The 24436-nt window shown below is 68.4% G+C and carries 29 protein-coding genes and 2 pseudogenes; 14 read left to right on the top strand and 17 right to left on the bottom strand.

Going from position 1 to position 24436, the window contains the following annotated elements:
- Positions 1-20 precede the first annotated feature (20 nt).
- Genes catA through AD72_RS01135 form a run of 3 tightly spaced genes read right to left on the bottom strand, consistent with a single transcriptional unit; the run spans position 21 to position 3027 of the window.
- Positions 21-869, bottom strand: coding sequence for a catechol 1,2-dioxygenase (catA, locus tag AD72_RS01125; RefSeq protein WP_031464441.1), 849 nt, complete (start codon positions 867-869; stop codon positions 21-23).
- 26 nt (positions 870-895) lie between these two features.
- Entirely contained in the window at positions 896-2458 is a 1563-nt protein-coding gene (locus tag AD72_RS01130; protein ID WP_051897675.1) for a 4-hydroxyphenylacetate 3-hydroxylase N-terminal domain-containing protein, read from the bottom strand.
- A 32-nt stretch (positions 2459-2490) separates the two neighbouring features.
- Positions 2491-3027, bottom strand: coding sequence for a flavin reductase family protein (locus tag AD72_RS01135; protein ID WP_031464443.1), 537 nt, complete (start codon positions 3025-3027; stop codon positions 2491-2493).
- Positions 3028-3141: 114 nt separating this feature from the next.
- Here AD72_RS01135 and AD72_RS01140 point away from each other — a divergent pair, with 114 nt between their 5' ends.
- Both AD72_RS01140 and AD72_RS01145 read left to right on the top strand, forming a co-directional pair.
- On the top strand, positions 3142-3939 hold the full coding sequence (locus tag AD72_RS01140; RefSeq protein ID WP_031464444.1) for an IclR family transcriptional regulator domain-containing protein: 798 nt from the start codon (positions 3142-3144) through the stop codon (positions 3937-3939).
- Between the two features lie 165 nt (positions 3940-4104).
- Positions 4105-4290 carry a YhcB family protein gene (locus tag AD72_RS01145; RefSeq protein WP_231644701.1) on the top strand — a complete coding sequence of 62 codons (186 nt, stop codon included), beginning with the start codon at positions 4105-4107 and terminating at the stop codon, positions 4288-4290.
- 134 nt (positions 4291-4424) lie between these two features.
- Here AD72_RS01145 and AD72_RS37460 read toward each other — a convergent pair.
- The 3 genes and pseudogenes from AD72_RS37460 to AD72_RS01150 form a co-directional block, all read right to left on the bottom strand.
- Positions 4425-4640: pseudogene (locus AD72_RS37460) on the bottom strand (alpha/beta hydrolase fold domain-containing protein); the annotation flags it as partial.
- On the bottom strand, positions 4594-4851 hold the full coding sequence (locus tag AD72_RS38085; protein WP_343123692.1) for an alpha/beta hydrolase fold domain-containing protein: 258 nt from the start codon (positions 4849-4851) through the stop codon (positions 4594-4596). The pseudogene AD72_RS37460 and the gene AD72_RS38085, both read right to left, overlap by 47 nt.
- Positions 4852-4898: 47 nt before the next feature.
- Entirely contained in the window at positions 4899-5894 is a 996-nt protein-coding gene (locus AD72_RS01150) for a TIGR03560 family F420-dependent LLM class oxidoreductase (protein ID WP_031464446.1), read from the bottom strand.
- 62 nt (positions 5895-5956) lie between these two features.
- On the opposite strand from AD72_RS01150, the gene AD72_RS01155 reads away from it, so the two are divergent.
- The 3 genes from AD72_RS01155 (at position 5957) to AD72_RS01165 (ending at position 8281) form a co-directional block, all read left to right on the top strand.
- Entirely contained in the window at positions 5957-6445 is a 489-nt protein-coding gene (locus AD72_RS01155; protein WP_063890692.1) for an Lrp/AsnC family transcriptional regulator, read from the top strand.
- 72 nt (positions 6446-6517) lie between these two features.
- A complete protein-coding gene (locus AD72_RS01160; protein ID WP_156365004.1) occupies positions 6518-7228 on the top strand; it encodes a helix-turn-helix transcriptional regulator in 711 nt (236 codons plus the stop codon).
- A 144-nt stretch (positions 7229-7372) separates the two neighbouring features.
- The gene (locus tag AD72_RS01165; protein WP_051897679.1) at positions 7373-8281 is read left to right on the top strand and encodes a cutinase family protein; all 909 of its coding nucleotides are present in this window, start codon (positions 7373-7375) and stop codon (positions 8279-8281) included.
- A 71-nt stretch (positions 8282-8352) separates the two neighbouring features.
- On the opposite strand, the gene AD72_RS01170 is transcribed toward AD72_RS01165, so the two are convergent.
- Positions 8353-8616 (bottom strand): RidA family protein, encoded by a 264-nt coding sequence (locus AD72_RS01170; RefSeq protein ID WP_197284849.1) that lies wholly within the window; start codon positions 8614-8616, stop codon positions 8353-8355.
- On the opposite strand from AD72_RS01170, the pseudogene AD72_RS37895 reads away from it, so the two are divergent.
- Positions 8609-8653 (top strand): annotated as a pseudogene (locus tag AD72_RS37895) (winged helix-turn-helix transcriptional regulator); the annotation flags it as partial. The gene AD72_RS01170 and the pseudogene AD72_RS37895 overlap by 8 nt on opposite strands.
- 121 nt (positions 8654-8774) lie before the next feature.
- Entirely contained in the window at positions 8775-9005 is a 231-nt protein-coding gene (locus AD72_RS37900) for a hypothetical protein (RefSeq protein ID WP_255357128.1), read from the top strand.
- On the opposite strand, the gene AD72_RS01175 is transcribed toward AD72_RS37900, so the two are convergent.
- Positions 8912-9835, bottom strand: coding sequence for an NmrA family NAD(P)-binding protein (locus AD72_RS01175; RefSeq protein ID WP_031464451.1), 924 nt, complete (start codon positions 9833-9835; stop codon positions 8912-8914). The genes AD72_RS37900 and AD72_RS01175 overlap by 94 nt on opposite strands.
- 102 nt (positions 9836-9937) lie before the next feature.
- On the opposite strand from AD72_RS01175, the gene AD72_RS01180 reads away from it, so the two are divergent.
- Complete coding sequence (locus tag AD72_RS01180; protein WP_031464452.1) at positions 9938-10504, top strand: TetR/AcrR family transcriptional regulator; 567 nt, start codon at positions 9938-9940, stop codon at positions 10502-10504.
- A 19-nt stretch (positions 10505-10523) separates the two neighbouring features.
- On the opposite strand, the gene AD72_RS01185 is transcribed toward AD72_RS01180, so the two are convergent.
- Positions 10524-11357 carry a helix-turn-helix transcriptional regulator gene (locus AD72_RS01185; protein ID WP_031464453.1) on the bottom strand — a complete coding sequence of 278 codons (834 nt, stop codon included), beginning with the start codon at positions 11355-11357 and terminating at the stop codon, positions 10524-10526.
- A gap of 118 nt (positions 11358-11475) precedes the next feature.
- Between AD72_RS01185 and AD72_RS01190 the strand changes: the two genes are divergently transcribed.
- The 5 genes from AD72_RS01190 (at position 11476) to AD72_RS01210 (ending at position 15036) form a co-directional block, all read left to right on the top strand.
- Positions 11476-12552 carry an aldo/keto reductase gene (locus AD72_RS01190; protein ID WP_031464454.1) on the top strand — a complete coding sequence of 359 codons (1077 nt, stop codon included), beginning with the start codon at positions 11476-11478 and terminating at the stop codon, positions 12550-12552.
- Positions 12553-12621: 69 nt separating this feature from the next.
- Complete coding sequence (locus AD72_RS01195) at positions 12622-13113, top strand: VOC family protein (protein WP_031464455.1); 492 nt, start codon at positions 12622-12624, stop codon at positions 13111-13113.
- A 50-nt stretch (positions 13114-13163) separates the two neighbouring features.
- Entirely contained in the window at positions 13164-13637 is a 474-nt protein-coding gene (locus AD72_RS01200; protein ID WP_031464456.1) for a carboxymuconolactone decarboxylase family protein, read from the top strand.
- Positions 13634-14677, top strand: a complete 1044-nt coding sequence (locus AD72_RS01205) for a pirin family protein (RefSeq protein WP_031464457.1) — start codon at positions 13634-13636, stop codon at positions 14675-14677. The genes AD72_RS01200 and AD72_RS01205 overlap by 4 nt, the downstream gene beginning before the upstream one ends.
- Entirely contained in the window at positions 14674-15036 is a 363-nt protein-coding gene (locus AD72_RS01210) for a GNAT family N-acetyltransferase (RefSeq protein WP_031464458.1), read from the top strand. The genes AD72_RS01205 and AD72_RS01210 overlap by 4 nt, the downstream gene beginning before the upstream one ends.
- Positions 15037-15040: 4 nt before the next feature.
- Here AD72_RS01210 and AD72_RS01215 read toward each other — a convergent pair whose 3' ends face one another.
- From AD72_RS01215 to AD72_RS01250, 8 genes are read right to left on the bottom strand one after another with little or no spacing between them, the layout of a single operon-like run.
- On the bottom strand, positions 15041-15877 hold the full coding sequence (locus AD72_RS01215; protein ID WP_031464459.1) for a fumarylacetoacetate hydrolase family protein: 837 nt from the start codon (positions 15875-15877) through the stop codon (positions 15041-15043).
- 8 nt (positions 15878-15885) lie between these two features.
- Positions 15886-16698, bottom strand: a complete 813-nt coding sequence (locus AD72_RS01220; protein ID WP_031464460.1) for an SDR family NAD(P)-dependent oxidoreductase — start codon at positions 16696-16698, stop codon at positions 15886-15888.
- On the bottom strand, positions 16695-17537 hold the full coding sequence (locus AD72_RS01225) for an amidohydrolase family protein (protein ID WP_031464461.1): 843 nt from the start codon (positions 17535-17537) through the stop codon (positions 16695-16697). The genes AD72_RS01220 and AD72_RS01225 overlap by 4 nt, the downstream gene beginning before the upstream one ends.
- Positions 17534-18721, bottom strand: a complete 1188-nt coding sequence (locus AD72_RS01230) for a mandelate racemase/muconate lactonizing enzyme family protein (protein ID WP_031464462.1) — start codon at positions 18719-18721, stop codon at positions 17534-17536. Before AD72_RS01230 ends, AD72_RS01225 begins: the two co-directional genes overlap by 4 nt.
- A 1-nt stretch (position 18722) precedes the next feature.
- Positions 18723-20066 (bottom strand): aspartate aminotransferase family protein, encoded by a 1344-nt coding sequence (locus AD72_RS01235; protein WP_031464463.1) that lies wholly within the window; start codon positions 20064-20066, stop codon positions 18723-18725.
- A gap of 17 nt (positions 20067-20083) precedes the next feature.
- Positions 20084-21064 (bottom strand): NAD-dependent epimerase/dehydratase family protein, encoded by a 981-nt coding sequence (locus tag AD72_RS01240; protein WP_051897681.1) that lies wholly within the window; start codon positions 21062-21064, stop codon positions 20084-20086.
- A complete protein-coding gene (locus tag AD72_RS01245) occupies positions 21061-22401 on the bottom strand; it encodes an MFS transporter (RefSeq protein ID WP_063890693.1) in 1341 nt (446 codons plus the stop codon). The genes AD72_RS01240 and AD72_RS01245 overlap by 4 nt, the downstream gene beginning before the upstream one ends.
- A 24-nt stretch (positions 22402-22425) precedes the next feature.
- Complete coding sequence (locus tag AD72_RS01250) at positions 22426-23184, bottom strand: IclR family transcriptional regulator (RefSeq protein ID WP_051897683.1); 759 nt, start codon at positions 23182-23184, stop codon at positions 22426-22428.
- Positions 23185-23317: 133 nt separating this feature from the next.
- Here AD72_RS01250 and AD72_RS01255 point away from each other — a divergent pair, with 133 nt between their 5' ends.
- Complete coding sequence (locus AD72_RS01255; protein WP_031464467.1) at positions 23318-24331, top strand: LacI family DNA-binding transcriptional regulator; 1014 nt, start codon at positions 23318-23320, stop codon at positions 24329-24331.
- Positions 24332-24436 lie beyond the last annotated feature (105 nt).

The raw sequence follows: 24436 nt of genomic DNA on the forward strand, positions 1-24436 counted from the left end.
CCCATCGAGTCGTGCACCGGTCACGCGGGTTCGAGCACGAAGTCGTACTCCGCGCGGTTTCGCCCGTCGGGCTGCGGGACCGGTTCGAGGATCAGCTCCGGTTTGGTGGCCTCGGCGACATCCGAGTCGAGCCAGTCCCCACCGGCGAAGTACAGCTGCGTGGTGATCGGGCGGAAACCGGTGGCGCGCACGAGCAGGTGCAGATGCGCCGGCCGCCACGGATGCCAGCCCGCGGACTCGATCAGTTTCCCGGTGGGACCGTCGGTCGGGATCCGGTACGGCGCCGGTTCGATGGTGCTGATCTCGAAGCGGCCCTGTCCGTCGCAGACCACCACGCCGCGCAGATTGCCGTCCGGGATGTGCGGGGCGAATCCCGAGTAGTAGCCCTCCCGGTCGGCATGCCAGATGTCCAGCTCGGCCCCGGGAACCGGATCGCCGCCGACATCCCGGACCTGCCCGGTGAACACCAGCGGGGTGCCCGGTTCCCCGTCCCGCATCGGAAGTTCGGTCACCGCGGGCAGTTTCTCCGCGTCCGGAAGGTAGTACGGGCCGAGGATGCTGCCCTTGGTGCCCTGCTGGGTGGCGGCGGCCACCGCTTCCACCTCGTGCTCCACGAACACATCCAGCAGCAGCGGCCACTCGCCTCCTTCCCCGACCTCGATCAGCCACTGCTTGGCGGCCTGGAATTCCGGGTAGCTCACCTGTTGTTCGCGGATCGTCCGGTGCACCCCGCGCAGAATCTCGGTCACCACCGCGGAAACCCGTTCCGGCGAGGCGCTCCCGGAGCCGTCCCGGGCGCTCGCGCGGAAGGCCTGGGTCGCCGAGGCACCCGAACCGGCCGCGGTCGGTGAGTTCTCCATCCTCGTCATGGCACGTTCCCTTCCGTGTCCGGTGTTCAGCGCCGCAGCGCGAGGCCGTCGTTGTCGAACAGATCGGGCACCGTCCAGCCGTCCAGGTCGTACTCGGCCATGCACTGCTCGGCGAATCCGCGCATCGCGTCGGCCTGGCCGGAGTTCTCCATGGCCATCACCTGTTCGAACCGGACACCTTCGTGGTTGCCCGCGTAGTTGCGCTCGTAGAGTTCGTGGCGGCCGCCGAACTCGGTGCCGATGGAATCCCAGATCAGTTTCATCAGCTTGACCCGTTCCACCGCGTCGTATCCGTTCGAGCCGCGCACGTACTGGTCCAGGTAGGGCCGGACATCCGCGGAGGCGAAGTCCACCGAGTGCGAGGGCAGATAGATCAGGCTCGAACCGAGGTCCTGCATGATGATCTCGCGCACCCGCGGGTATCCGAGGGTCATGAACCAGCGGTAGGCCAGCCCGTAGTTCAGGTTCGGCAGCAGCGTGCCGTCCTTCCACTCGGTCGGGTTGGCCGCCATCGCGTCGGAGAGCGCCCAGAACAGGTTGCGCCAGCTCATGACCTCGCCGATCCGGGTCTGGATGCCACGGAAATCCTTGGTACCGGTGGCTTCCACGCCCTTGAGCAACAGGCCCGCGATGAAGTCGAGTTTCACCGCGAGCCGGGTCACGCCCTGGAAGGTGAACCGCTCCAGGAATCCGGAACCCGGCACGAAATTGCTCACCTTGTCCGCATCGCCGTAGATGAACACGTTCTCCCACGGGATCTTCACCTTGTCCAGAATGAAGATCGTGTCGTTCTCGTCCAGCCTGCTGGACAGCGGGTAATCGAACGGGGTGCCCATCTGGTTGGCCATGCTGGTGTACGAGTTACGGCAGATGAGTTTCATCCCCGGCGCGTTCATCGGCACCGTGCACACCAGGGCGAATTCGCGCTGCTTGAACGGCAGCCCGTAGTGCGCGATGAAGTTGTAGTGGGTCAGCGCGGAACCGGTGGCCACCACCTTCGCCCCGGACACGATCAGCCCGTCGTCCCGCTCGTCCTCCACGTGCACGAAGACGTCCTTGACCTCGTCCGGGCTCTTGCCGCGGTCCACCGGCGGATGCACGATCGCGTGGTTCCAGTACAGCACCTTCTCCTGCGATTCGCGGTACCAGCGCTTGGCGTTGTCCGCGAACGGTTCGTAGAACTCGGAGTTCGCGCCGAGCGTGCCGAGAAAGGAGGCCTTGTAGTCCGGGCTGCGGCCCATCCAGCCGTAGGTGATCCGGGCCCATTCCGCGATGGCGTCGCGGTCGGCGAACAGATCGTCCACCGAACGCGCCGCACGGAAGAACGGGAAGGTGAACCCGCCGTTCCCGGTGTCGGTCGGCGTGGTCAGCACATCCTTTTTCGCCGGATCGTGCAGCGCGTCGTAGAGCCGCGCCGCCATCCGCACCGGATTGCGGAACGCCGGATGCGTGGTGATGTCCTTGACTTTTTCCCCGTAGAGATTGATTTCCCGGCCGTCACGCAGGGATTCGATGTACTCCTCACCGGTGAACGGGCGGGCGGTACCCGCGGAACTCTCCTTGCCCACGGGGATTTCCTGTGCGGTCATACTGTGCAACTCCTTTGGTGCGAACGGGATTTCTACCGGGATGCGACGAACCACGGCGTGCTCGGGCAGTCGCCGGATTCCAGCCATGGCACGGTTTCGTAGATCGGCCCGAGATGCCGGAACCCGCCGAGATAGAACACCAGCGGATCCTGCTCGGTGATCGCGAAGTGCTCCACCCGGCCGAGATAGAGCACGTGGTCGCCGCCGTCGTAGGCGCGCCACGGAGTACAGGAGATGGTGGCCAGCGCCCCGGCCAGTTCCGGAGCCAGGCGCGGATCCGGGTACCGCCAGCCGATCTCACCGGCCATCGGTTTGCCCGCGAAGTGCAGCGCGAGCTCGTCCTGCGGTTCGGCGAGCACGTTCACCGTGAACGGCGCGCCGTCCAGGTGAGCGCACACCTTCGACCGGCGGTCCAACGAGACCAGCACCAGTGGCGGGTTCAGCGAGACCGCGCTGAACGCGTTCACCGTCGCCCCGTGCGGCGCACCACCGGCGTCGCAGGTGACCACTGTGACGCCGGTGGCGAAATGCCCGAGACAGCGCCGGAGTTCACGCGTGTCGACCGTCATTGGCCTTCACCTCCTGTACACTATGTGTACGATATGAACGAATAGTGTACGAGGCAGAATCATGCGGTACCGCCTGTCCCGTGTCAAGGAGGACCGCGCGGGGAGGCTGAGAGAATGACGCTCGTGAACGAGGAGAAGAACGGGCAGAACCACATTCAGGGTCTGGAGCGGGGACTCGCGGTATTGCAGGCGTTCAACTCCGAACGGCCCAATCCGACGGCCACCGAACTGGCCGAGGCGACCGAACTCTCCCGCCCGGTGGTGCGCCGCGTTCTGCTGACCCTGCAACGGCTCGGTTATGTGACGACCGCGGGCGGGCGCTGGACGCTGACCCCGCGGGTGCTCTCCATCGGCCAGCACTACACCACCACGCACGTGCTCACCGAGCTGGCACAGCCCTATCTCATGCAGCTCGCCGAGCAGACCGGCGAATCCGCCACGCTCGCCACCCTGGACAGCAACGAGGTCACCTACATCGCCCGGGTCCCGGTGCGCCGGGTACTCAGCGTGACCGTCGCCCCGGGCACCCGCGTACCCGTGCACGCCACCTCACTCGGGCGCGTGCTGCTGGCCTGGGAACCGCCCGAGAAGGTCGAGCAGATCATCAGCGAGAACGGGCTCCCCCGGCTGACCCCGTTCACCGTCACCGAACCGGCTGCCTTCCGTGCCATTCTCGCCGAGGTGCGCGAACAGGGCTGGTCCATGGTGATCGACGAGCGCGAGGTCGGGCTCATCTCGCTGTCCGCCCCGATCCGCGATCACCGCAGGCGGGTGGTCGCCGCGCTCGCCTCCTCCACCTCCACCGGGCGCGCGACCCCGGAGGGGCTGCGCGCCGAGGTGGTGCCGGTCCTGGTGGACATCGCGGCGCGGATCAGCACCGAGCTGGGGAACCAGGAAAACCCCGTGGTGTAACGCGATCGGACCGCTCAGCGCACGCCGTGGACGCCCTTCGGCGAGCCAGTCCACGATCCCGGCCAGGTAGTCGGTTCCGCCGTACCCGAGGGTCGAGCACGCCAGCGCGCAGATGCCGCCCGTAGCCCGGCCGGTGGTGCGCTCCGGCATGGCATGCTGGCAGCCATGAACACGCTCCTGCTCGCCAACCGTGCCGTGCTGGTCGCCGCCGACCTCGAGGCCAAGGGTGTCGTCAGCACGATCGGCAAGATCGCCGCCTGGCTCGTGGTCATCCTGATCCTGATCGGCCTGGTGGCCGGGGTGATCATCGGCTACTTCATCGGCCGGGCGGTGGGCCGCCGCTCCCGCTGACCGCCCGTCACGGGTCCGGGGCTTCGCGCGGGGCCAGCACCTGGTCCGCCAGGTTCCGCTCGCTGATCCGGGCCTGCGGGAACAGCGGATCGAAGCCGTGCACCGCGCCCGGAACCTGGACCCAGCTCGGTGCTGACCCCGGCCGCGCTGAGCCGTTCGGCGTATGCCCGGCCCTCCTCGCGCAGCGGGTCCACCCCGGCCACCACGACACAGGTGGTCGACAGCCCGCCGAGTTCGGCCGCGCGGATCGGTGCGGCGTACGGCTCACCGTGCTCGTGACGCTGGTGTCCACACCCGGACAGGTCAGTGACTGGAAGACCCCCGGGCGACCGCGATGCGCTCCGGATCACCGCCGAGTTGCGCGGCGTTGGCGGCGATCCAGACCAGGGCGGCGTAGGCGTCGTCGGCCGCGGCCGGAAAGGGGTGCTCGGGCGAGGCGGTAGTCGACGGAGAGGACGACGGCCTCCGTGGCCGAGGACGCGGGAACCTCCATGCCGTGGGCACGGACCCTGATGACCGGGCAGCTTTCTCTCGAGAATCTCGCCGCGCGCTGGACACCACCCCGTCCGCCTATCGGCGGGCTTTCCGCGCGCCCCTCGGGCCCGCGGTCACCAGGCCTGCGGGATGATCTCCTCAGCGAACCGGTGCAACGGCTCGTGATCGTAGGCCACACCCGGAATGTAGACCACGACATAGTCGATCCCGGCCTCGAACAGGGTACCGATCCACTCGGTGATCGCCGCGCTCGAACCGATCAGGAACGGGGTGTCCGGCGGGCTGCCCGCGATGGCATTGGTGTGGAACCCCTCGACATCCCAGCGGCCGCGGGCCTTGCCGGTGGCCCGCTCCGGATCCGCGCCCTCGGCGATCGGGAAGGCGCTGATCGAGGTGGACTTGGTGATCGTGCCGAAGTCGCGGCCGATCCGGTCACAGTGGCGCCGGAGAACATCCAGCTTCTGCCGGATCACCTCGGGCTTGCCGCGGCCCAGATTGCACGCGTCGGCGTACCGGGCGACCAGACGCAGCGTGACCTGTTCGCCCGCACCGCCGATCCACAGCGGAACCGGGTTCCCGCCGGCGCTTTTCGGTTCGTTGACCGGGTTCTCGACCTGGTAGTGCGCACCGTGGAAGGCCACCTTGTCCTCCCGGAAGAGCCGGTGCACCAGTTCCACGGATTCCCCGAAGGCGGCCATCCGCTCCCGGGTTTCCCGCCAGGGATAGCCGTAGGCGGTCCACTCCTGCTCGTACCAGCCCGCACCGAGTCCGGTGTAGAGCCGGCCGCCCCCGGCGACGTGCGCGGTGGAGGCCATCTTCGCCAGCAGGGCCGGAGACCGGTATCCGTTACAGGTCACCATCTGCCCCACCCGCACCCGCCGGGTGTCGCGCAGCAGGCCCGCGGTGCTGATCCAGGCTTCGAAGGTGGATTCGCGGGTCACCTCGGGCACGGTGTGCATGTGGTCGAAAAGCCAGACCGAGTCCCAGGGACCGCGGTCGGCGGCCTGCGCGACCGCGGTCATGGCCTCGTACTGCTCGACCGGATCGGCGATCTCGGTGAGGTCGAGCCGCCAGCCCTGCGGGGCGAAAATGCCGAATCGTTTGGTCATACCGCTATCGTTCAAGGAACAACGGGTTCGAGAAAGAGACAATCGAAGGTAGCAGGAACAAATTGGTTGCCAAACAAAGGCAGAAGCGCCAGTTCACTTACGGACCGCGAAGCGAGCTCCTCGACGAGGTCAACGTGCGGCTGCTGACCGAGCTGCACAGCGATCCGCGCATCGGCATGTCCGCACTGGCCCGCCGGGTCGGGATGAGCGCGCCCGCGGTCACCGAACGCGTGCAGCGCCTGGAACGGGCCGGGGTCATCGACGGCTACCGGATGGCGGTCGATCCCGCCGCACTCGGCCTGCCGGTCACCGCCTTCGTCCGGGTACGGCCCGCCGCCGGGCAACTGGCCAAGGTCGCCGCACTGGCCACCGAATCGCCACAGGTCAGCGAGTGCCACCGGATCACGGGCGAGGACTGTTTCCTGCTCAAGGTGCACGCCGCCACGGTGGAGCTGCTGGAGGAGGTACTGGACGGCTTCCTGGTGCACGGGCAGACCACCACCTCGATCGTGGTGTCCAGCCCGGTGCCGCCGCGCCCGCTGCCGGTATAGCGCTTGCAGGTTCCGGCAATCCCGCACCCTTTTCCGGGCATTCCCCGGTCCACGGGGCAATACGCTCCGGCTGTGGAGACGCGTTGTTCGCGCGGCGACCTCATGGAGGGAAAGCTGCCGGGACTCGCCAGGGACACCGCCGGGATCCGGATCATCGATTCACCGGCGGTGCTGCTCGAACGGGTCCAGTGGGCCCAGCACCAGGCCGGCGATCAGGTCCGGGCCATCAACCGGCCGCCCTATATCGGGGACCGGGACTATCGGCTGCGCCAGCACAGGACGAAGACCGCGAGGCTGCTCGCCGGGGTGCGCTACCGCACGATCTACCACAGCTCGGTGTACGCGGACCCGTTCGTCGGCAAGCACCTCCTGGAGACCGCCGAACTCGGTGAGCTCGGCCGGATCCTCGACACCCCGCCGATGATGCTGCTGCTCAGCGACGACAACTGCGCGATCATGCCGCTGCTGGTCCAGGAAGGCGGGCTGACGGTCGCGCTGTACGTGGAGCCCTCACCGTTTCTCGCCATGCTCAGCGCCACCTTCGAGGCGTTCTGGTCGCTGAGCGTTCCGGTGTCCGGGCAGGGATGCGCCACCGAACTCGACGAGGCCGACCACCGCATCCTGACCCTCATGTCCGCGGGGGCGACCGATGGCGTCATCGCCGACCGGCTCGGGGTCTCGCGCAGCACCATCGCCCGCCGGATCGGGGCACTGATGCGCCGCCTCGGGGCGAGCACCCGCTTCCAGGCCGGACAGCAGGCCGCGCGCCGCGGATGGATCTGAGCACGCCGGTTCGTCCGCATTTGACACAAATGTGGCAGAGCCTATGCGGAGCGCAGCCCCGGACGTAGCTTGTCGTCGTATCGCGTCCCGCGCCGCAATTCCACCACGAATTGTTTCTCTCTGCCGATGAAAGGTGCGTAGTTGATGAGAATTCGGATCAAAGCGGCTATCGCGGCCGCCGTGGCCGTCGTCTCGGCCGGTACCGTGATGACGACGGCGAACGCCGAAACCCGGGTCACCGAGGGCTGTCCGGGAACCATGGTCTTCGGGGTCGGTGGTCGCGCCGATCCGGATGCCGCGTTCTACAAGGACATCCCGCTGCCCGCGGGATTCGCACTGCAGCGGGTGCACTATTCGGCGGAGTTCTTCCCGGTCACCGGGCTCAAGAGCTATGACGACTCGATCGCCGAGGGAATCGGGAACCTCAGCCGGGATGTGTACGACTTCCACGGGCGCTGCGGCGGTTCGCACATCCTGATCACCGGCTACTCGATGGGCGCCAGGGTCGCCGGGGACACGCTGCACAACATCGGCGTGGAGAACAAGATCCCGAAGAATCAGGTCGACGGCGTGCTCTACGCCGATCCGCGGCGGGTCGGCCCGAACGGAACACCCGGTGGAATCGAGGGAAATATTCCGACACCGATCAAGGGCATCACGATGAACGGCCCGCGCGGATTCGCCGGAATCCCGGTGCACGAGATCTGCAACCAGAACGACGGCGCCTGCCTTTCCGCCAATCCGTTCACCAACTTCCTGCAGTTCGCGAACGGAATCCAGGGTGCGGTCGCCGCGGGTGCGCACAACTACCCGCAACCCAACCCCGTCGCCGACCGCGGCAATTTCGACACCGTGCGACCGCAGGCGCCGGTGATCCAGTACGGCCCGCCCCTTCCGGTGCAGATCCCCACCCCGTGGGAACTGTTCAACGGCAAGATCCCGGGAACCCAGGGCCAGGCCGCGATCCAGCAGTTCCGCGACCGGCTCGGCACCGTGCTCTCCCCGGAGGCCGAGAAGAAACTCGACGAGGTGCCGTTCCTCGGCATGGCCTGACCAGGCAGACCGGATCCGGTGCGGGGGCCACTATCGGTGGCCCCCGCACTCATGCGTTGCCCGCCGGACCGTCACTCGAGCACGGCCGTTGCTTCGACCTCCACCAGCACATCGGGCTCGAACAGATACTCGACCCCGATCAGCGAGGCGGGTGGCATCGGTTGCGGCAGGCCGATCCCCGCGGCGAGCCGGTCGACATCCGACAGGAACTCGGTGATCTGCTCCGGGGCCCACTTCGTGACGTAGAAACTCAGCCGTACCACATCGCCGAAACCGGCGCCGCACCGCGAACTGCTCGACCAGGTGCTCGACAAGTGGTCCCGGCAGGTGCTCAACGCGCTGTGTGAACGGCCATGCCGATTCAACGAGCTGCGCCGCGTCATCCCCGCGGTGACCCAGGAATCCCTCACCGCCGCACTGCGCAGGCTGGAGCGCGAATGGCATCATCGAGCGGCTGCTCGTCAGTACCCGCCCGGTCGCCGTCGAGTACCGGATCACCGAGCTCGGCAAGACTCTGCGCCATCCCGTCGACGTCCTGCTGGAGTGGGCCGAGGCGCAGCTGCCCGCGATCGAGGCGGCACGTGCGAGGTTCGACGGCGGACAGCCCTGGATACGGCGGATCCCGGGATCTCAGGCGGCGGTCCGCAGGTACCGCCGCGCCCAGTCCGCGAAGCTGGTGAGCGGGATACCCAGATCCCTTGCGTACTGCGGACGGCCGGGCTGACCGGCCACGTTCAGCCACTCGTGCGAGGCGCCCATCGGCGGCATTCCGGCGGCGACGGCTTCCGGTTCGGTCATGTCCGGTGCGGACAACGGTGTGCCGAGAGCGCCGGAGAGGATCTCGGCGATCTCGGTCATCGACAGGTAGTCGCTCGCCAGTTCCAGCTCGACCCGGTCGAAACGCCGCGGCGCGGCAATGGCAGCGGCGGCCGCCCGGCCGATGTCGTCCACCGCGACCAGGGACAGCCGGGTTTCCGGGCGCAGCAGGCTCACCAGCCCGCCCGCGATGCCGCGCGGGAACAGATACGCCATGGACGGCAGGAAGTTCTCCATGAAGAAGCCCGGTTTGAGCAGTGTCCAGTGCGGGAAACCGGCGGCGCGAACCCGGTCCTGGATCGCGGTCTTGGCACCCATGGTGGGCTCCATCGAAGCCCAGCGGCCCTCGGCCCAGCCGGGCGTCTCGGTGTGCCGGCCCGCGCCGCTGACGGAGGTGTGCACGAACTGCGGCACACCTCCGTCTTTCGCGGCCTCGATGAGGTTGATGCCCTGAGTCACCTCCCCGTCGAAATCGACCCCCTCGGCGCTCATCTCGGGCATCTGCACGGAGAACACGGCACGAACGCCCTCGGCGGCCCGGCGCACCGAATCGCGATCGCGCAGATCGCCGGTGACCAGTTCGGCGCCCAGCGCTTCGACGGCCCTGGCCCGTTCGGTGGCCGGATCGCGCACCAGGGCGCCGACGGGAACATCCGCCGCGAGCAAGGCACGGGCGGTGGCGCCGCCTTGCCTGCCGGTGGCACCGGTGACCAGAACGGGCGCGGAATCTTCGGGCACAGCAGCACTCCTCGGGTGATCCAGCTAAACGGCGGGTCCCGCCGTTTCCACTCCGCTAGGATATGGCGGGGCCCGCCACTTAGCAACCTCGGAGGTGTCACCGTGCCCGAACACCAGCGCGCCGACGCCCGGCGCAACTACGCGCACATCCTGGCCGTGGCCGAGAAAGAGGTCGCCGCCCGAGGCGCCGCCGCCTCCCTGGAGCAGATCGCCCGCACCGCGCGGGTGGGTTCGGCGACCGTGCGCAGGCACTTCCCCACTCGCCGCGCGTTACTGGAGGCGGTCTCCGCGAACCGGATCGAGGCGCTGTGCACCCGCGCCCGCGAGCTGACCGGCGCCGGCGACAGCCGCGGCGCACTCCTGGAATGGCTGGGGGAGGTCGTCACCTACTCGGTCTCCGCCCGCGGGCTGGCTGCCGCGCTGGCCTACGACGACACCGAGACCGATCCGGTGCACGGGAACAGTTGCGCGGCGGCACTGGTAGAAGCGGGAAACCCCTTGCTGCGCCGCGCCGTGCGGGATGGCGCGGTGGCCTCCGGGGTCACCCTCACCGACCTGATCACCCTGGTCGTCGGTATCGCACTGGCCACCGAGCACCACCGGGAGCCCACCGCAGCGGCCGACCGGTTGTTCCGGCTGGCCGTGGCCGGACTGAGCCCACGGGCCTGATCCGGAGCCGAACCGGCCATCAATCGGCGAGCAACCGCTCCAGTGCCGACTGGCTCTCCTGATCCGCGGCACGGTAGAGCACCAGTAGCTGGTCCGGGTCCTGCAGCGGCCGCAGCGTCTCGAACTGCACGGTGAGCACACCGGCCTCGGGATGGCGCATGGTCTTGCGCCCGCGGCCGCTGACCTTGACGTCGCGCTCGGCCCACAGGCGCGCGAAATCCTCGTTGCCCGCGGTGAATTCGGCGATCAGGTCGATCAGCCCCTGGTCGTCGGGATGCGCGGCCCATGCGGCGCGCAGATGGGCGATCCCTTCCCGCACCACGCGTTCGCGATCGAGATAGAACTCGCGTACCCGCGGGTGCATCAGGCACAGCCACATCGAATTGCGCTGGGCGGGTGCCAGGGTCTCGAGGTCCACCAGCAGCCGCGTCGTCTCGGTGTTCCAGGCCAGGATGTCGTAGCGGTGGTTCAGCAGCATGGCCGGTAGCGGGGACAGATCGGCGACCAGCTGGGCCAGCGGCGGTGCCGGAGTGGTGGCGAGCTTGTCCGTGTTCCGCGGGCGCTGCTGGGCCAGATCGAAGAGGTAGACGCGCTCGTCCGGGGTCAGGCGCAGCGCCCCGGCCAGCGCCTCGACGACCTCCGCCGAGGGGCGCAGCCCGCGCGCCTGTTCCAGCCGGACGATGTAGTCGATGCTGATCCCGGCCAGTTCGGCGACCTCCTCGCGGCGCAGTCCCGGGGTTCGCCTGGTCCGGTTGCGGGACGGCAACCCCAGATCGCGCGGATCCAGACGTTCGCGCCGGGTCCGCAGGAAGGCGGCGAGCTCCTGGGTCTTGTCCACCGTGGCGGTCGTCATGACCGGTGCAACAGTCCGGGTAGGACTGGTGTTCCCAGGAAGTTCTCTCCCTTACCCGCGCCGTGCCGCGAGCGCAGACTCGCTGTCGGCAACGGAGAACACGCACAGGAGGAACCCCATGTCACTCACCCTGGACAGCTACCGGCTGCTCGGCCGCTCCGGGCTGCGGGTCTCCCCGCTGGCACTGGGCACGGCGACCTTCGGCACCGAATGGGGCTGGGGCGCCGAGCGGGACGAGGCGCGCACCCTGTTCGACACCTACGCCGAACGCGGCGGCAACTTCATCGACACCGCCAGCACCTACACCGACGGCAGCTCCGAGCGCCTGCTGGGCGAATTCACCAAGGACAACCGCGAAAGCCTCGTGCTGGCGACGAAATACACCACGCAGCGCCGGGCGGGCGATCCCAACTCCGGTGGCGCGCACCGCAAGAGCCTGTTCGCCTCGGTGGAAGCCAGCCTGCGGCAGCTGAACACCGACTACCTCGACCTGCTCTATCTGCACGTGTGGGACTTCAGGACACCGGTCGAGGAGATCCTGCGCGGACTGGACGATCTGGTCCGCCAGGGCAAGGTCCTGTACGTGGCGATGTCCAATGTTCCCGCTTGGGAGGTCTCGCGCATGCAGGCGATCGCCGAGCTGCGCGGCTGGTCACCGCTGGTCGCACTGCAGATCGAGTACAGCCTCATCAACCGCGCCGGCGAACGGGACCTGATCCCCATGGCACGGGCGATGGGCCTTGGCGTGACCCCGTTTTCCCCACTGGGCGGCGGGGTGCTCTCCGGCAAGTATCGCCGCGCCGACCTCACCGCGCCGGGCACCGATTCCACCGAATCCGGGGAGAGCAACCGCAAGGGCTTCAACGCCGCCCTCGGCATGGTCACCGAACGCAACCTCACCATCGCCGATACCGTCACCGCGATCGCCGCCGAACTGGGCCGCACGCCCGCACAGGTCGGGCTCGCCTGGACCCTGCACAACCCGGGCGTGACGGCCCCGATCATCGGCGCCCGCACCCTCGAACAGCTCCAGGGCAACCTGGGCGCACTGGAGGTCGACTTCACCGCCGATCAGCTGGCCCGCCTCGACGAGGTCAGCGCGATCGACCTCGGTTACCCGCACGATCTGCTCGCCGGTGAACACATCCGCACGGTGACCACGGGTGGCCTGCGGATCGAAACCCGGAATAGTTGACACATCATCTACCTTGGAGGCAGTATCAATGTGATACGTCAACTAAACTGCGAGACCGGAGGAGCGACCATGCCGAACACCGAACACGCCGCGGCCGAGCGTGACCGGCTGCGCGCGCGATACCTGCGACCGGCCGGTCAGCGCCCGGCCTCGACGGCGCGCGGGCTGCACCACACGGCACTGCTGTCCGCCGATGTGGAAACCACGATTCGCTTCTATCAGGACCTGCTGGAGTTTCCGCTGACCGAACTGATCGAGAACCGGGACTACCCGGGCTCCTCGCATTTCTTCTTCGACATCGGGAACGGCAATCTGCTCGCCTTCTTCGACTTCCCCGGCCTGGACCTCGGCCCGTACGCGGAGGTACTCGGCGGGCTGCACCACATCGCCATCTCGGTGGAACCCGGACAGTGGCACCGCCTGGTCGCCAAGCTCGATCAAGCCGGGATCGAACACGAGACACACAGTAAGGTCTCGGTGTATTTCCGTGATCCGGACGGTGCACGCATCGAGCTGATCTCCGATCCGCTCGGCGAGATGTACGGCGACACCGTCCTGTGACCGTGGCCGGTTCCGCGGCGCGGGAGGAGAGCGACGACGGGTGAGGTGAGATGCGACCGTTCCTGGACAAGGTCATGCCCGAGGCGTGGCAGGCCGCGCAGAGCTATTCGACCGCGATACGCGAGGCCGCTCTCCAGCGGGGACTGAGTGTCCAGGAGACCGAGTTCATCAAGGTCCGGTCCTCGCAGCTCAACGGTTGCGCCTTCTGCCTCGACCTGCATGCCAGGCAAGCCCGCCAAGCCGGGGTCACCCAGCAGAAGCTCGACATGCTCGCGGCCTGGCGGGAATCCGGCAACTACACCGATCGCGAGGAAGCGGTGCTGGCGATCGCGGAAGCGGCCACCCTGCTGCCGCTGACCGAGGATGCGCAGGCCGACCTCGTCGCCGCCCGCCATGTCCTCGGCGATGAGCAATTCGTCGCGGCCGAGTGGATCGCGGTCACGATCAACGCGTTCAACCGCGTCTCCATCCTCAGCGAGCATCCGGTGCGCCCGCGCGATTCCGAGGGAAAGGTGATCCGATGAGCAATCTCGACGAGAATCCCCATCTGTCGGTGCTCGATCCCGGACAGCCGTGCACGGCGGTCGAGATCCTCGAGCCGCGCCTGGTCCCGCTGGGCGGGCCGCGCGCCATGACCGTGTACCGGACCTTGCCGCAGCGGAACCGCTCGCTGGTGGGTGCCTGGTGTTTCCTGGATCATTACGGGCCCGACGATGTCTCGGCGACCGGCGGTATGCAGGTGCCAAGACATCCGCACACCGGACTGGCGACGGTCTCCTGGCTGTTCACCGGCCGCATCGACCATCTGGACTCCGGCGGGAACGCGGCCGCGGTACTGCCCGGCGAACTGAACCTGATGATCGCCGGGCAAGGCATCACCCACCAGGAGATCAGCAGTGCCGACACCCGCACCCTGCACGGTGTCCAGCTCTGGTACGCCCTCCCCGAGGCGACGCGGTTCACCGAGAACCGGTTCGAGCACTACACGCCCGAGCCCGTCCGGACACCGGGCCTGACCGCCCGGGTCTTCCTCGGCGAACTGCTCGGTTCGGCGTCCCCGGTGGCCACCCGCACGCCCGAGCTGCTCGGTGCCGAACTGCTGCTGGAGCCCGGCGCTTCGGTGACCCTGGATGTCCGGGCCGACTTCGAATACGGACTACTCGCCGAGACCGGGAACATCGCGGTCAACCGGACCCGGGCGGAGCACCGCAGCCTCGCGTATGTGCCGCCGGGCTCGGACACACTCACGGTCACCGCGGGGCCCGAGGGCGCACGGGCCCTGCTGCTCGGCGGGATCCCGCTCGGCGAACAGATCGTGATGTGGTGGAACTTCGTCGGCCGCAGCCACGAGGAGATCGCCGAATTCCGGCGCCGTTACCAGGCCGAGCTCGGGTTCGAAGCCGCGCACCCGGAAGATTCCGGCAAACCCCCGCTGTTCGGGCGATTCCCGCCCGGCCAGCAGCAGCCGCTTCCCGCGCCCGAGCTGCCCGCGGTACGACTGCGGCCACGCAGCCAGAACCACACCGGTGCCGAGAACACCCCCGGACAAGGAGAGCGGTCATGACCGAAAATCGCTTCGAAGTACAGGAACGGCCCGAAGAATCGCGTTATGTGCTCATCGATCTCGAGGCCGCGGATCCGGCGGGGAACGTCATCGGCGAGGAGTCCTACGTCGACGTGGAGAACTCCGGAAACACCGAGCGCGTGCTGTTCCACACCGGCGTCTCCGAGGACTACGGCGGCCGGGGACTCGCCTCCTTCCTGGTGCACGATGTCGTCGAGGACGTCATCGCCAAGGGATACGCCGTCGTCCCGGTCTGCCCCTATGTCGCCGCGTGGCTGCCGAAGCATCCCGAGTACGCCGAGCATGTCGTCAAGCCCGCTCCCGCGCATCTGCGCGCGGTGGACGCACGACAGGGGTGACCGGTCAGGCCGGGCGCAGCCGCTGCCGCTGTTCGCCGAGCCCGTCGATCGCGCAGGACATCACGTCACCCGCGGCCAGGTACGGGAACCGCCCGGACAGTGCGACGCCTTCGGGGGTGCCGGTGTTGAGCAGGTCGCCGGGTTCGAGCACCATGACCTGGCTGAGCCGGTGGATCAGGGTGGCCACGGAGAAGATCATGTCGGCCGTGCTGGAGTCCTGCCTCGGCCTGCCGTTCACCGCCGAGCGCAGCCGCAGCGCCTGTGGATCGGGGATCTCGTCGGCGCTCACCAGCCAGGGCCCGAGCGGGTTGAAGGTCTCGCAGCTCTTGCCCTTGGACCACTGCCCGCCGCTGAGCTCGAGCTGAAACGCACGCTCGGAGACGTCGTTGGAGACGGTGTATCCGGCGACGTGGTCGAGTGCCTGTTCCGGGGATTCCAGGTACCGGGCCCGGCTGCCGATGACCACGCCGAGTTCGACCTCCCAGTCGGTCTTGGTCGATCCGCGCGGCAGCAGCACCTCGTCCTCCGGCCCGACGACGGTGTTGGGGGCCTTGTAGAACACGACCGGTTCGCTCGGCGGGGCGGCACCGGATTCGGCGGCGTGCGCGGCGTAGTTCATGCCGATGCAGACCACCGCGCCCGGCCGGGCGATCGGTGCGCCGATCCGCTCGCCGCGGATGTCGATCTCGGGCAGCTCCGCCTCGGCGATCCGGGCGACGTCGAGCGCGGCCAGGAAACTCGCGTCCACCTCGGCGGTGACCGGCCGCAGGTCGAAGTACCGGCCCTGCCTGGCCACGACGGGACGTTCGGCTCCCACTGGGCCGATGCGCAGGAATTTCATCGCTCACCTCACGGTTTCTCGGGCAGGCTGGATCGATAGGGCGGCAGATACCGCAGGCGGGGCAGCTGCTCGGCGAGTGCCCCGCCGTCCACGGTGATGGTGGTTCCGGTGACGTAGCGGCTGGCCGCACCGCAGAGATACAGCACGGCGCCGAGCAGATCCTCCGGTGTGCCGAACTCCTGGCGCAGCGGGATCCGCTCCCGCCAAGCTGCGAAGAGTCCTTCGAGATCCCCGGGAAAAGCCTCGGCGATTCCGGTCTCGATCATGCCGGGCGCCACGGCGTTGCACGTGATCCCGTGTTCGCCGAGCTCGCAGGCGAGCGACTTCGTGATCAGTTCGACCGCGGCCTTGGAGGCGTTGTAGTGCGCGAGCCCGGCCTCGGCGACCGTGGCGTTCTTCGAGGAGATCTGCACGATCCGGCCCTCGATCCCGTCCGCGATCATGTGCTCGGCCACGCGCTGCGCGGTGAAGAAAGCGGCATCGGTGTTCACCGCGAACACCGCGCGCCAGTCTTCCGGGGTGATCTCGTTGAACCGCTGCATCCTGGCGATGCCCGCATTGTTGACCAGCACGTGCAGTGGCCCGGCTTCCGCGCGCACCCGGTCGACGAGCCCGGCGATCCTCCCGGTTTCGGCGAGGTCGAATCGGTAGGTGCGGCACGGTTCGCCGACGGCCTCGCGGGTCTCCTCCAGCGATTCGGTGTCCACCAGGCAGAGCCGCGCGCCCGCCCTGGCCAGCCCGACGGCGAGCGCGGCCCCGATCCCCCGGGCCGCTCCGGTCAGCAGTACGGTCCTGCCATCGAGGGAGAACGTTCCGGTCATGACAACCCCAGCAGGGCAAGGGAATCCCGGCCGATCACGTCCTCGACGCGGTCGGCTTCGAGCGGATCGAGCCCGGGAATGCCCGGGACCGCGGCGATCCGCCGCAACCCCTCGATCGAGTCGTGCACCGTGGTGAACGGGTAGTCCGAACCGAACAGCAGTTTGTCCCACACCCCGTACTCCTGCACGAGCCGCAGTGAGTGCCACAGCTGGAAGGGCCGGTAGTGCAGGGCGGAGATATCGGCGTACACGTGCCGGTGTTTGCGGATCACCGCGATGCACTCGCCCTCATAAGGATGACCGAGGTGGGCGAGCACCATCCGCAGCTCCGGATGCCGGATCGCGACCGCGTCCAGGTGCACCGGCCGCGCCCACTCCAGCGGGGCGGCCGAGACGAAGGTGGTTCCGGTGTGCACCAGTACCGGAAGGCCATGCCGCTCGGCATAGCCGAACAGTTCGTCGTAGGCCGGATCGGCGGGATCGAATCCGGCGTACATGGGCATGAGCTTGATCCCGCGCAAACCGAGTTCCTGGTGCCCGTACCGGAGTTCATCGGACCAGCCGGGCTGGGTGGGGTCGATCGACAGGTAGCCGATCAGCGTCCGCGGATGCTCCCGGACGTACTCGGCGACCGCCGTGTCCTCCACCCACAGTCCACTGCGCCGCGCCTTGCCGCCGAACACGATCGTCCGGGTGCCCTCCGGGGCGCTCGCGGCGTACTCCGCGTACCGCACCGTGAGGTCGACCTCGCCCTGATGCGCCCGTGCCGACTCGGCGCGGAACGGATCGCCGATGTGCCCGGGGCAGCCGAACAGATGCGAGTGCACATCCACGATCACGAGCGGTTCCGCCTTTCCCAGCCCTCGGCGAACATGTTCCAGAATCGGTGACTCGGCGGATGTTCGGCGAACACCTCGTCCACCAGCTCCACCCCGAAACCGGGCGCCGAGGGCAGGCCGATGGCCCCGTCCCGCACGGGCAGTACACCCGGGAGGGCGTCGAAGACGTGCTCCTCCACCAGCCCGTCGAAGGTTTCCAGGATCCTGAGGTTCGGGATACCGAGTACCGAGTGCACCGAAACGGTCGTGCACAACGGAGAGTTCGAGTTGTGCGGGGCCACCTGCATGGCGTGCATCTCGGCGAGTGCGGCGATCTTGCGCACCTCGCTCGGCCCGCCCGCCATCGACAGATCCGGTTGCACGATGTCCACCGCGTTGCTCGCGAACAGCTGCTTGTATTCGTTGCGGTTGTGGAAGTGTTCGCCGCCCGAGATCGGCATCGCGGCCCGTGCGCGCAGTTCGGCATAGCGCTCGATGTGCGTCCACGGCAGCGGTTCCTCGAACCAGCCGAGGTCGAACTCGGCCAGATCGGCGGTCAGCCGCGCCGCGGTCGGGAAGTCGAAGCGGGCGTGCCCTTCCACGAACAGCTCCACCTCGGGGCCGACCGCCTCGCGAACCGCGGCAACCAGATCCAGTGCGGTGTTCCGCTGCGCACGGGAGAGCGAGCCGAGCCCGGCGCCGAACGGATCGAACTTCAGCGCCCGGTAGCCGCGGGAAGTCGTTTCCCGTGCCTTGGCGGCGAACCCTTCCGGGGTCCGGTCCCCGGTGTACCAGCCGTTCGCGTACACCGGCACCGTGTCCCGGCAGGCACCACCGGTGAGCCGGTAGGCGGGAACACCGAGTGCCTTGCCCATCAGGTCGTAGAGCGCCTGGTCCACTCCGGACACCACGATCCCGCCGATGTCCCCGCCGCGCAGATAGTCACCCTGATACATGCGCAGCCAGATCTCCTCCACGTCGAAGGGATCCGCGCCGAGCAGGTGCCGCTGCCCCATGGATTCGGCGAGCGCGCAGGTTTCCCTGCCCCGGAAGGGATGGGTGATCTCGCCGATCCCGGAAAGCCCCGCATCGGTGTGCACGCGGACATAGGAGAAGTCCCGCCATGCCGTTCCCAGGCTCAGGGTCTCGACCTTGCTGATCCGCCCGGCCACACCGGCGGGCCTGGTCTGGTTCACCGTCAGCATGTCAGCGCGCACCACCCATCGTCGAGGTGTCCGCCAGGTCCGCCGAAGCATCCGCCGCCAGGCTCGCCCGTACCGCGTCCCTGGTCGCGCTGAGCAGTTCGTCCACATCGGCATCGGTGTGGGCATAGGAAACGTGGCTGCGCTTGAGGTTCAGCGGCAGTTCGAAGATCCCGCGCTCGATCAGCTTGCGGCGATACCCCACGAACAGCGCGACATCGTTGCCCAGCAGATCGGTGTAGGTGCTCGGCGCGGGGCCGTCCAGGAAATAGCTGACGAACACCGAGCCGTAGCCGTGCGCGATCGCGGGCACCCCGAGCTCGGCGAAGACCTCGGTGAGCCCGGAGCGGATGGCGGCGCCGAGCCGGAACACGTGCTCGTGCACCGGTTCGGTGCGCAGTTTGCGGATCGTGGCCAGTGCCGCGGCCACCATCGCGGGATGCCCGTTGTAGGTACCCGCGAAGAACGCGGGCGCACCGGGAATCGTGCTGAACTGGCTCATCAGCTCGCGGCGCCCGCCGAGCGCGCCGATCGGGTACCCGTTGGCCATCGCCTTGCCCATGGTCGTCAGGTCCGGGGTCACCCCGCAGATCGACTGCCAGCCACCGAGCGCGTGCCGGAATCCGGTGATCACCTCGTCGAAGATCAGCACACTGCCCGCCCGCTCGGTCTCGGCGCGCAGGGTGCGCAGGAACTCCTCGGCGGGTAGCAGGCAGCCGACGTTGTGCGGCACCGGTTCGAGGATCACCGCGGCGATCCGGTCGCCGTACTCGGCGAAGGTCCGGCGTACCGCCTCGGCATCGTTGAACGGCAGCACCAGGGTGGCATCCAGTACCTCGGGAAGGATCCCGGTGGAGATCGGATCCTGCGCACCGATCCGTTCCGGCGCGGAGATCACGTTCAGGCTCACCGAATCGTGCCACCCGTGATAGCAACCCTGGAACTTCACCACGAGCCGGCGACCGGTGACAGCACGGGAAACCCGCAGGGCGTGGAAAGTCGCCTCACTGCCGGTCGAGGTCAGCAGCAACTGCTCCACGCTCGGCACCAGTTCGGCGATCGTCTCGGCCAGTTCCACCTCGGCCTCGGTCACGCCGACCCCCGCCAGGTCGACACTGCGCGCCGCCTCGGCCACCGCGGCGGACACGTCCGGATCGTTGTGCCCGAGCAAGGGCGGCCCGAACGCGGCGTGATAGTCGGTATAGCGGCGCCCGTACTGATCGGTGAACCGGGCACCCTCCGAGGCCGCGATGACCAGATCGGTGAGTCCCGGGATGCGCCGCTGGCCGGAATTGACCCCGCCGGGGATCACGGCGCTGGCGCGGTCGGGAACGGAATTCGTTGACATGCTTGGTCACTCCAGCTTCAGTTCAGTTGATCGATGATGGTGCGCACGTCGTATCGGGGGCGGTAACCGGCGAGCCGCACCGCCTTGGCGGTCTCGATCCGCACGTCGAACCGCGGCCCGGGCAACCGGACCTCCCGGTACCGGACACCGATCCGCTCGGCCAGCTCCGGCACCACCTCGTCGTAGCCGAAGGCGACAGGCCCGGAGAGGTTGACCGTCTCGCCGACCACGGCCGGTTCGCGCAGCAGGCAGTCGAGTCCGTGCACGAGGTCGCGCACATCGCAGAATTGGAAGCGATACGGCCTGTCCTGCTCGTCCCTGGCCAGCACGAGGCAGCCGTCCTGGTCCGGAACCTGTGCGTCCAGCGCGGCCACGGCTTCGGCGCGCCCGAGACCGGAGAGCAAGGCACGCAGGCCGGATCCGAAGAACAGCCGTCCCGACCAGCCGTCCGGGCGGGTGATCTCCTCCGCCGCGGCAACGAGGGAGAACCGGGCGACGGTCACCGCGAGACCGGTGCGGTGGTAGTAGGCGGCGAGGCGTTCGTCCAGCTCCTTGGTCAGGCCGTAGAAGCTGTACGGGGACAGCGCCCGGTCCTCCGCGATGGGTTCCCCCGCCTGCAGCGCGGGATACACCTCGTCACTGGAGGCCAGCACCACCCGCTCGATCGCGCCGCCGCGTTCGGCCAGGGCCTCGAACAGCAGATAGGTCGCCCGCACGTTCGCCTCGAACAATCGGTCGTTCGCACCCGGTCCCCAGTCCATGGCCGCGGCGAGGTGCACGGCCGCGCCGATTCCCTCGACCGCCTCGGCCACCACGGCGGGATCGGTCAGGCTGCCCTCGATCACGGTCACCGCCCCGGGAAGCGCGGCACGGCCCGGATCCCCGGGCAGTACCACGGCCCGCACCGGCCTGCCCTGGTCCAGCAGCGTGTCCACCAGCCGGGAACCGACCCGTCCGGTCGCACCGGTCACCAGTACCGGCGATCCCTGTGTCGTCATGCTTCGTCCCTTTGCTTCTCGATCTCCCGGACCGGTTGCCCGGAGGAGAGCTCCTCGTGCCCGGTCTCCCGGGAGAACAGGACCGCGAAGAACGGGATCACCGCGGTCACCACCATGAACAGCGCGACCGGCCAGGAGGCGCCGTCGGTGAGCGCGACGAGCCCTGCGGCGATGAACGGGGTCGGCCCGCCGACGAACGCGCCGGTGAGCTCCCTGGCGAGCACCACGCCGCTGTAGCGGAACCGGGTACTGAACATCTCCGAGTAGAACGCCGGGAGCGTGCCGAACATCGCCGCGGCGCCGAACGAAAGACCGATCACCATGCCGAGCGCGATCAGCACCGAATTGCCCGTATCGACCAGCCAGAAGAACGGGAAGGCGAACACCGCGGAGAACGCCGCGCCACCGAGATAGACCTTGCGCCTGCCGATCCGGTCGGAGAGCGCACCGAAGAACGGCATCGTGAGCATGCCGACCACCGCGGCGAGCAGCAAACCCACCAGTGCCACGCTTTTCGGCAGGTGCAGTTCGGTGACCACATAGGACAGTACGAACACCTGGAACACATAGGCGCCGCCCTCCAGGAAGAACCCGGCGCCGATGGCGAGCAGCAGTTCCTTGCGGTAGTGCCGGAACACCCCGAGCAGCGGCATCCGCGCCGCGGAGCTCGTCGAGCGGACCTCTTCGAACTTGGGCGTCTCGCTGATGTGCAGCCGGATGTAGAGGCTGGCGCCCACGATCACGATGCTGATCAGGAACGGCACTCGCCAGCCCCAGGAGGCCAGATCCTCGGGCGGCAACCAGGAGAACAGCGTGAACACCCCGGTCGCCAGGAACAGCGCGAGGAAGTTGGCCGCCGAGATCAGGCCGCCGTAGTAGCCGCGGCGCCCGGGCGCGTGTTCCACCGAGAACACCACGGCGCCCGCGTACTCCGCGCCCGCGCCGAGCCCCTGGACCAGGCGCAGCAGCACCAGCAGCACCGGGGCCAGCCAGCCCGCCGCCGCGTAGGTGGGCAGCAGGCCGATACAGAAGGTGGACAAGCCCATCAGCACTAGGGTGATGATCAGGACCGGTTTGCGCCCCTTGCGATCGCCGAGATTGCCGAAGACCACGCCACCGATCGGCCGGGCAAGGAACCCGACCGCATAGGTCGCGAACGCGGCCAGGGTTCCGGCGATCGGGGAGAAATCCGGAAAGAACAGCCGGTTCAGGATCAGCGCGGCGGCCTGTCCGTAGACGATGAAGTCGTACCACTGCAGCACATTTCCCAGAACCGTCGCCCACATGACCTTCGCCATCGAGGGCTTCGCGGCCACACTGCCGTTACTCGTTCCCATGGGACTGTCCCTTTCTTCGCGCGCTCAGCGACCGCCGAGCCGCACCGCCACCGCGGCGGCCTCCGCGGCCACCCGTTCGCCGATGACGGAGTCCTGTTCCGCCGGAAGCCGGTCGCCCGGCCCGCTGACCGAGATCGCGTACCTCGGCGCCCCCGAGCGGTCGGTGATCGCCGCCCCGATACAGCGCAGGCCGAGCGAGGATTCCTCGTCGTCCACCGCGTACCCGGTCTCCCGCGCGGTGCGCAGATCACCGAGCAGCGCGGTCCACGTCGTCCGCGTGTGCTCGGTCAGCCGCTCGCTCATCGCGCTTTCCGCCAGGGCCTTCGCCGCCGCCTCCGGCATCGCAGCCAGCAGCGCCTTGCCCAATGCCGTGCAGTTCCAGTGATCGCGCTCCCCGACCGCGGCTCCCTTGCGGATCGGCCGTGGGCTCTCCAGTGCGTGCACCACGATCAGCGTCTCGCCCGCCCGCACCCCCAGGTTCACCGTCTCGCCGAATTCCTCGAGCAGACGGCGCATCCCCGGTTCGGCCGCGGCCAGCACATCCTCGCCACCCGCCCAGCCGTTCGCCAGTTCCAGCAGACCAGGCCCGACCCGATAGGCGCGGGTGCCCGGATCGCGCTCGACGAGGCTGTAGTGCTCGAGCGCGGTCAGGTAGCGCAGGGCCGTCGCCTCACTCAGCTCCGTGGCCCGCGCGGTCTCGGCAAGCGTGCCACCGGCCGTCGAGACGACCCGCAACAACGCCGCGACCCGGTCCACCGCCTGCACACCACTCAAGTCTTTCATTGACTGAAAGGTCCTTTCAAAATATCGTTGCTGGACAGTACGTCCCTCACTCCGGACCCGTCAAGCTTCGGCACGGCCGCCGCGCCCCTGTACAGTCGGCTGCGATGTCGATCGGCTGATCGGGGATGAGGTCGTGGCCAGTCGGTTGCGGGATGTCGCGGAGCTCGCGGGTGTGTCGGTGAAGACCGTCTCCAATGTGGTCAACGGCTACCGGTTCATCTCGCCGGCCACGAAGGCCAAGGTCGAATCGGCGATCCGGGAACTGGACTATCGGCCGAACGTGTCGGCGCGCAATCTACGCCGCGGCCGCTCGGGGATGATCGCGGTCGGGGTGCCCTCGATCCGCAACGCGTATTTCGCCGAGCTCGCCCAGTTGCTGGTGAAGGAGGCGCAGTCGCGCGGGCTGACCGTGCTGGTGGACTGCACCGACGGGGTCGCCGAACGCGAGCGCCTGCTCACCGAAGGGTTCCACGCCGATTTCGTGGACGGACTCATCCTCTGTCCCTGGCAGCTGACCAGTGCCGACCTCGCGCTCCGCAAGGACCGCACCCCGCTCGTGCTGCTGGGCGAACGGCTGCACGAGGCCGCGGACAGCGTGGGCGTGGACAGCCGCGCGGCCGCCCGCGCGGCGACCGGGCACCTGCTCGACCAGGGCTGCCGGAAGATCGGCCTGGTCACTCCCCCACCGGAATCGGTGAGCCCGGTCGTCGCGGAATTGCGCAGGGACGGTTACAGCCGCGCACTGCGGAAAGCGGGACAGCGCGTCGACCCCGATCTGATCGCCTGCCCGCCAAGCGACGAACACGGCGACCTCACCGGCGTGCTGGAACCGCTGCTCACCGCTGGGGCCGACGGCCTGTTCTGCTTCAACGACCCGCTCGCCCTTGCCGCCATGCGCGCGGTGATCGCCTGCGGCTACCGCGTTCCCGAGGATGTCGCCGTGATCGGGATCGACGACGTCACCGCCGGGCGGTACACGACCCCCTCACTGTCCACGGTCGCCCCGGACAAGGAGGGGATCGCGCGGGCGGCGATGGACATCGTGACCCGGCGCATCCAGGCCGAGCCCGGCGCGGAACCCGATTCGCCACGGCGCGTCGAGGCCGCCTTCGAAGTGATCGCGCGGGAGAGCACCCGGCGCGACTGACCGGAACCGCATCGGCGGCGGGGACCTTTACGCGCGATCTACAACGTTGTAAATTGCGGGCACCGAACGCTCGCCGCCATATCCGGTGGCGCCCTGGAGGGCCGA

Origin of the sequence: Sciscionella sediminilitoris (genome assembly GCF_000737195.2) — a bacterium.
GTDB lineage: Bacteria > Actinomycetota > Actinomycetes > Mycobacteriales > Pseudonocardiaceae > Sciscionella > Sciscionella sediminilitoris.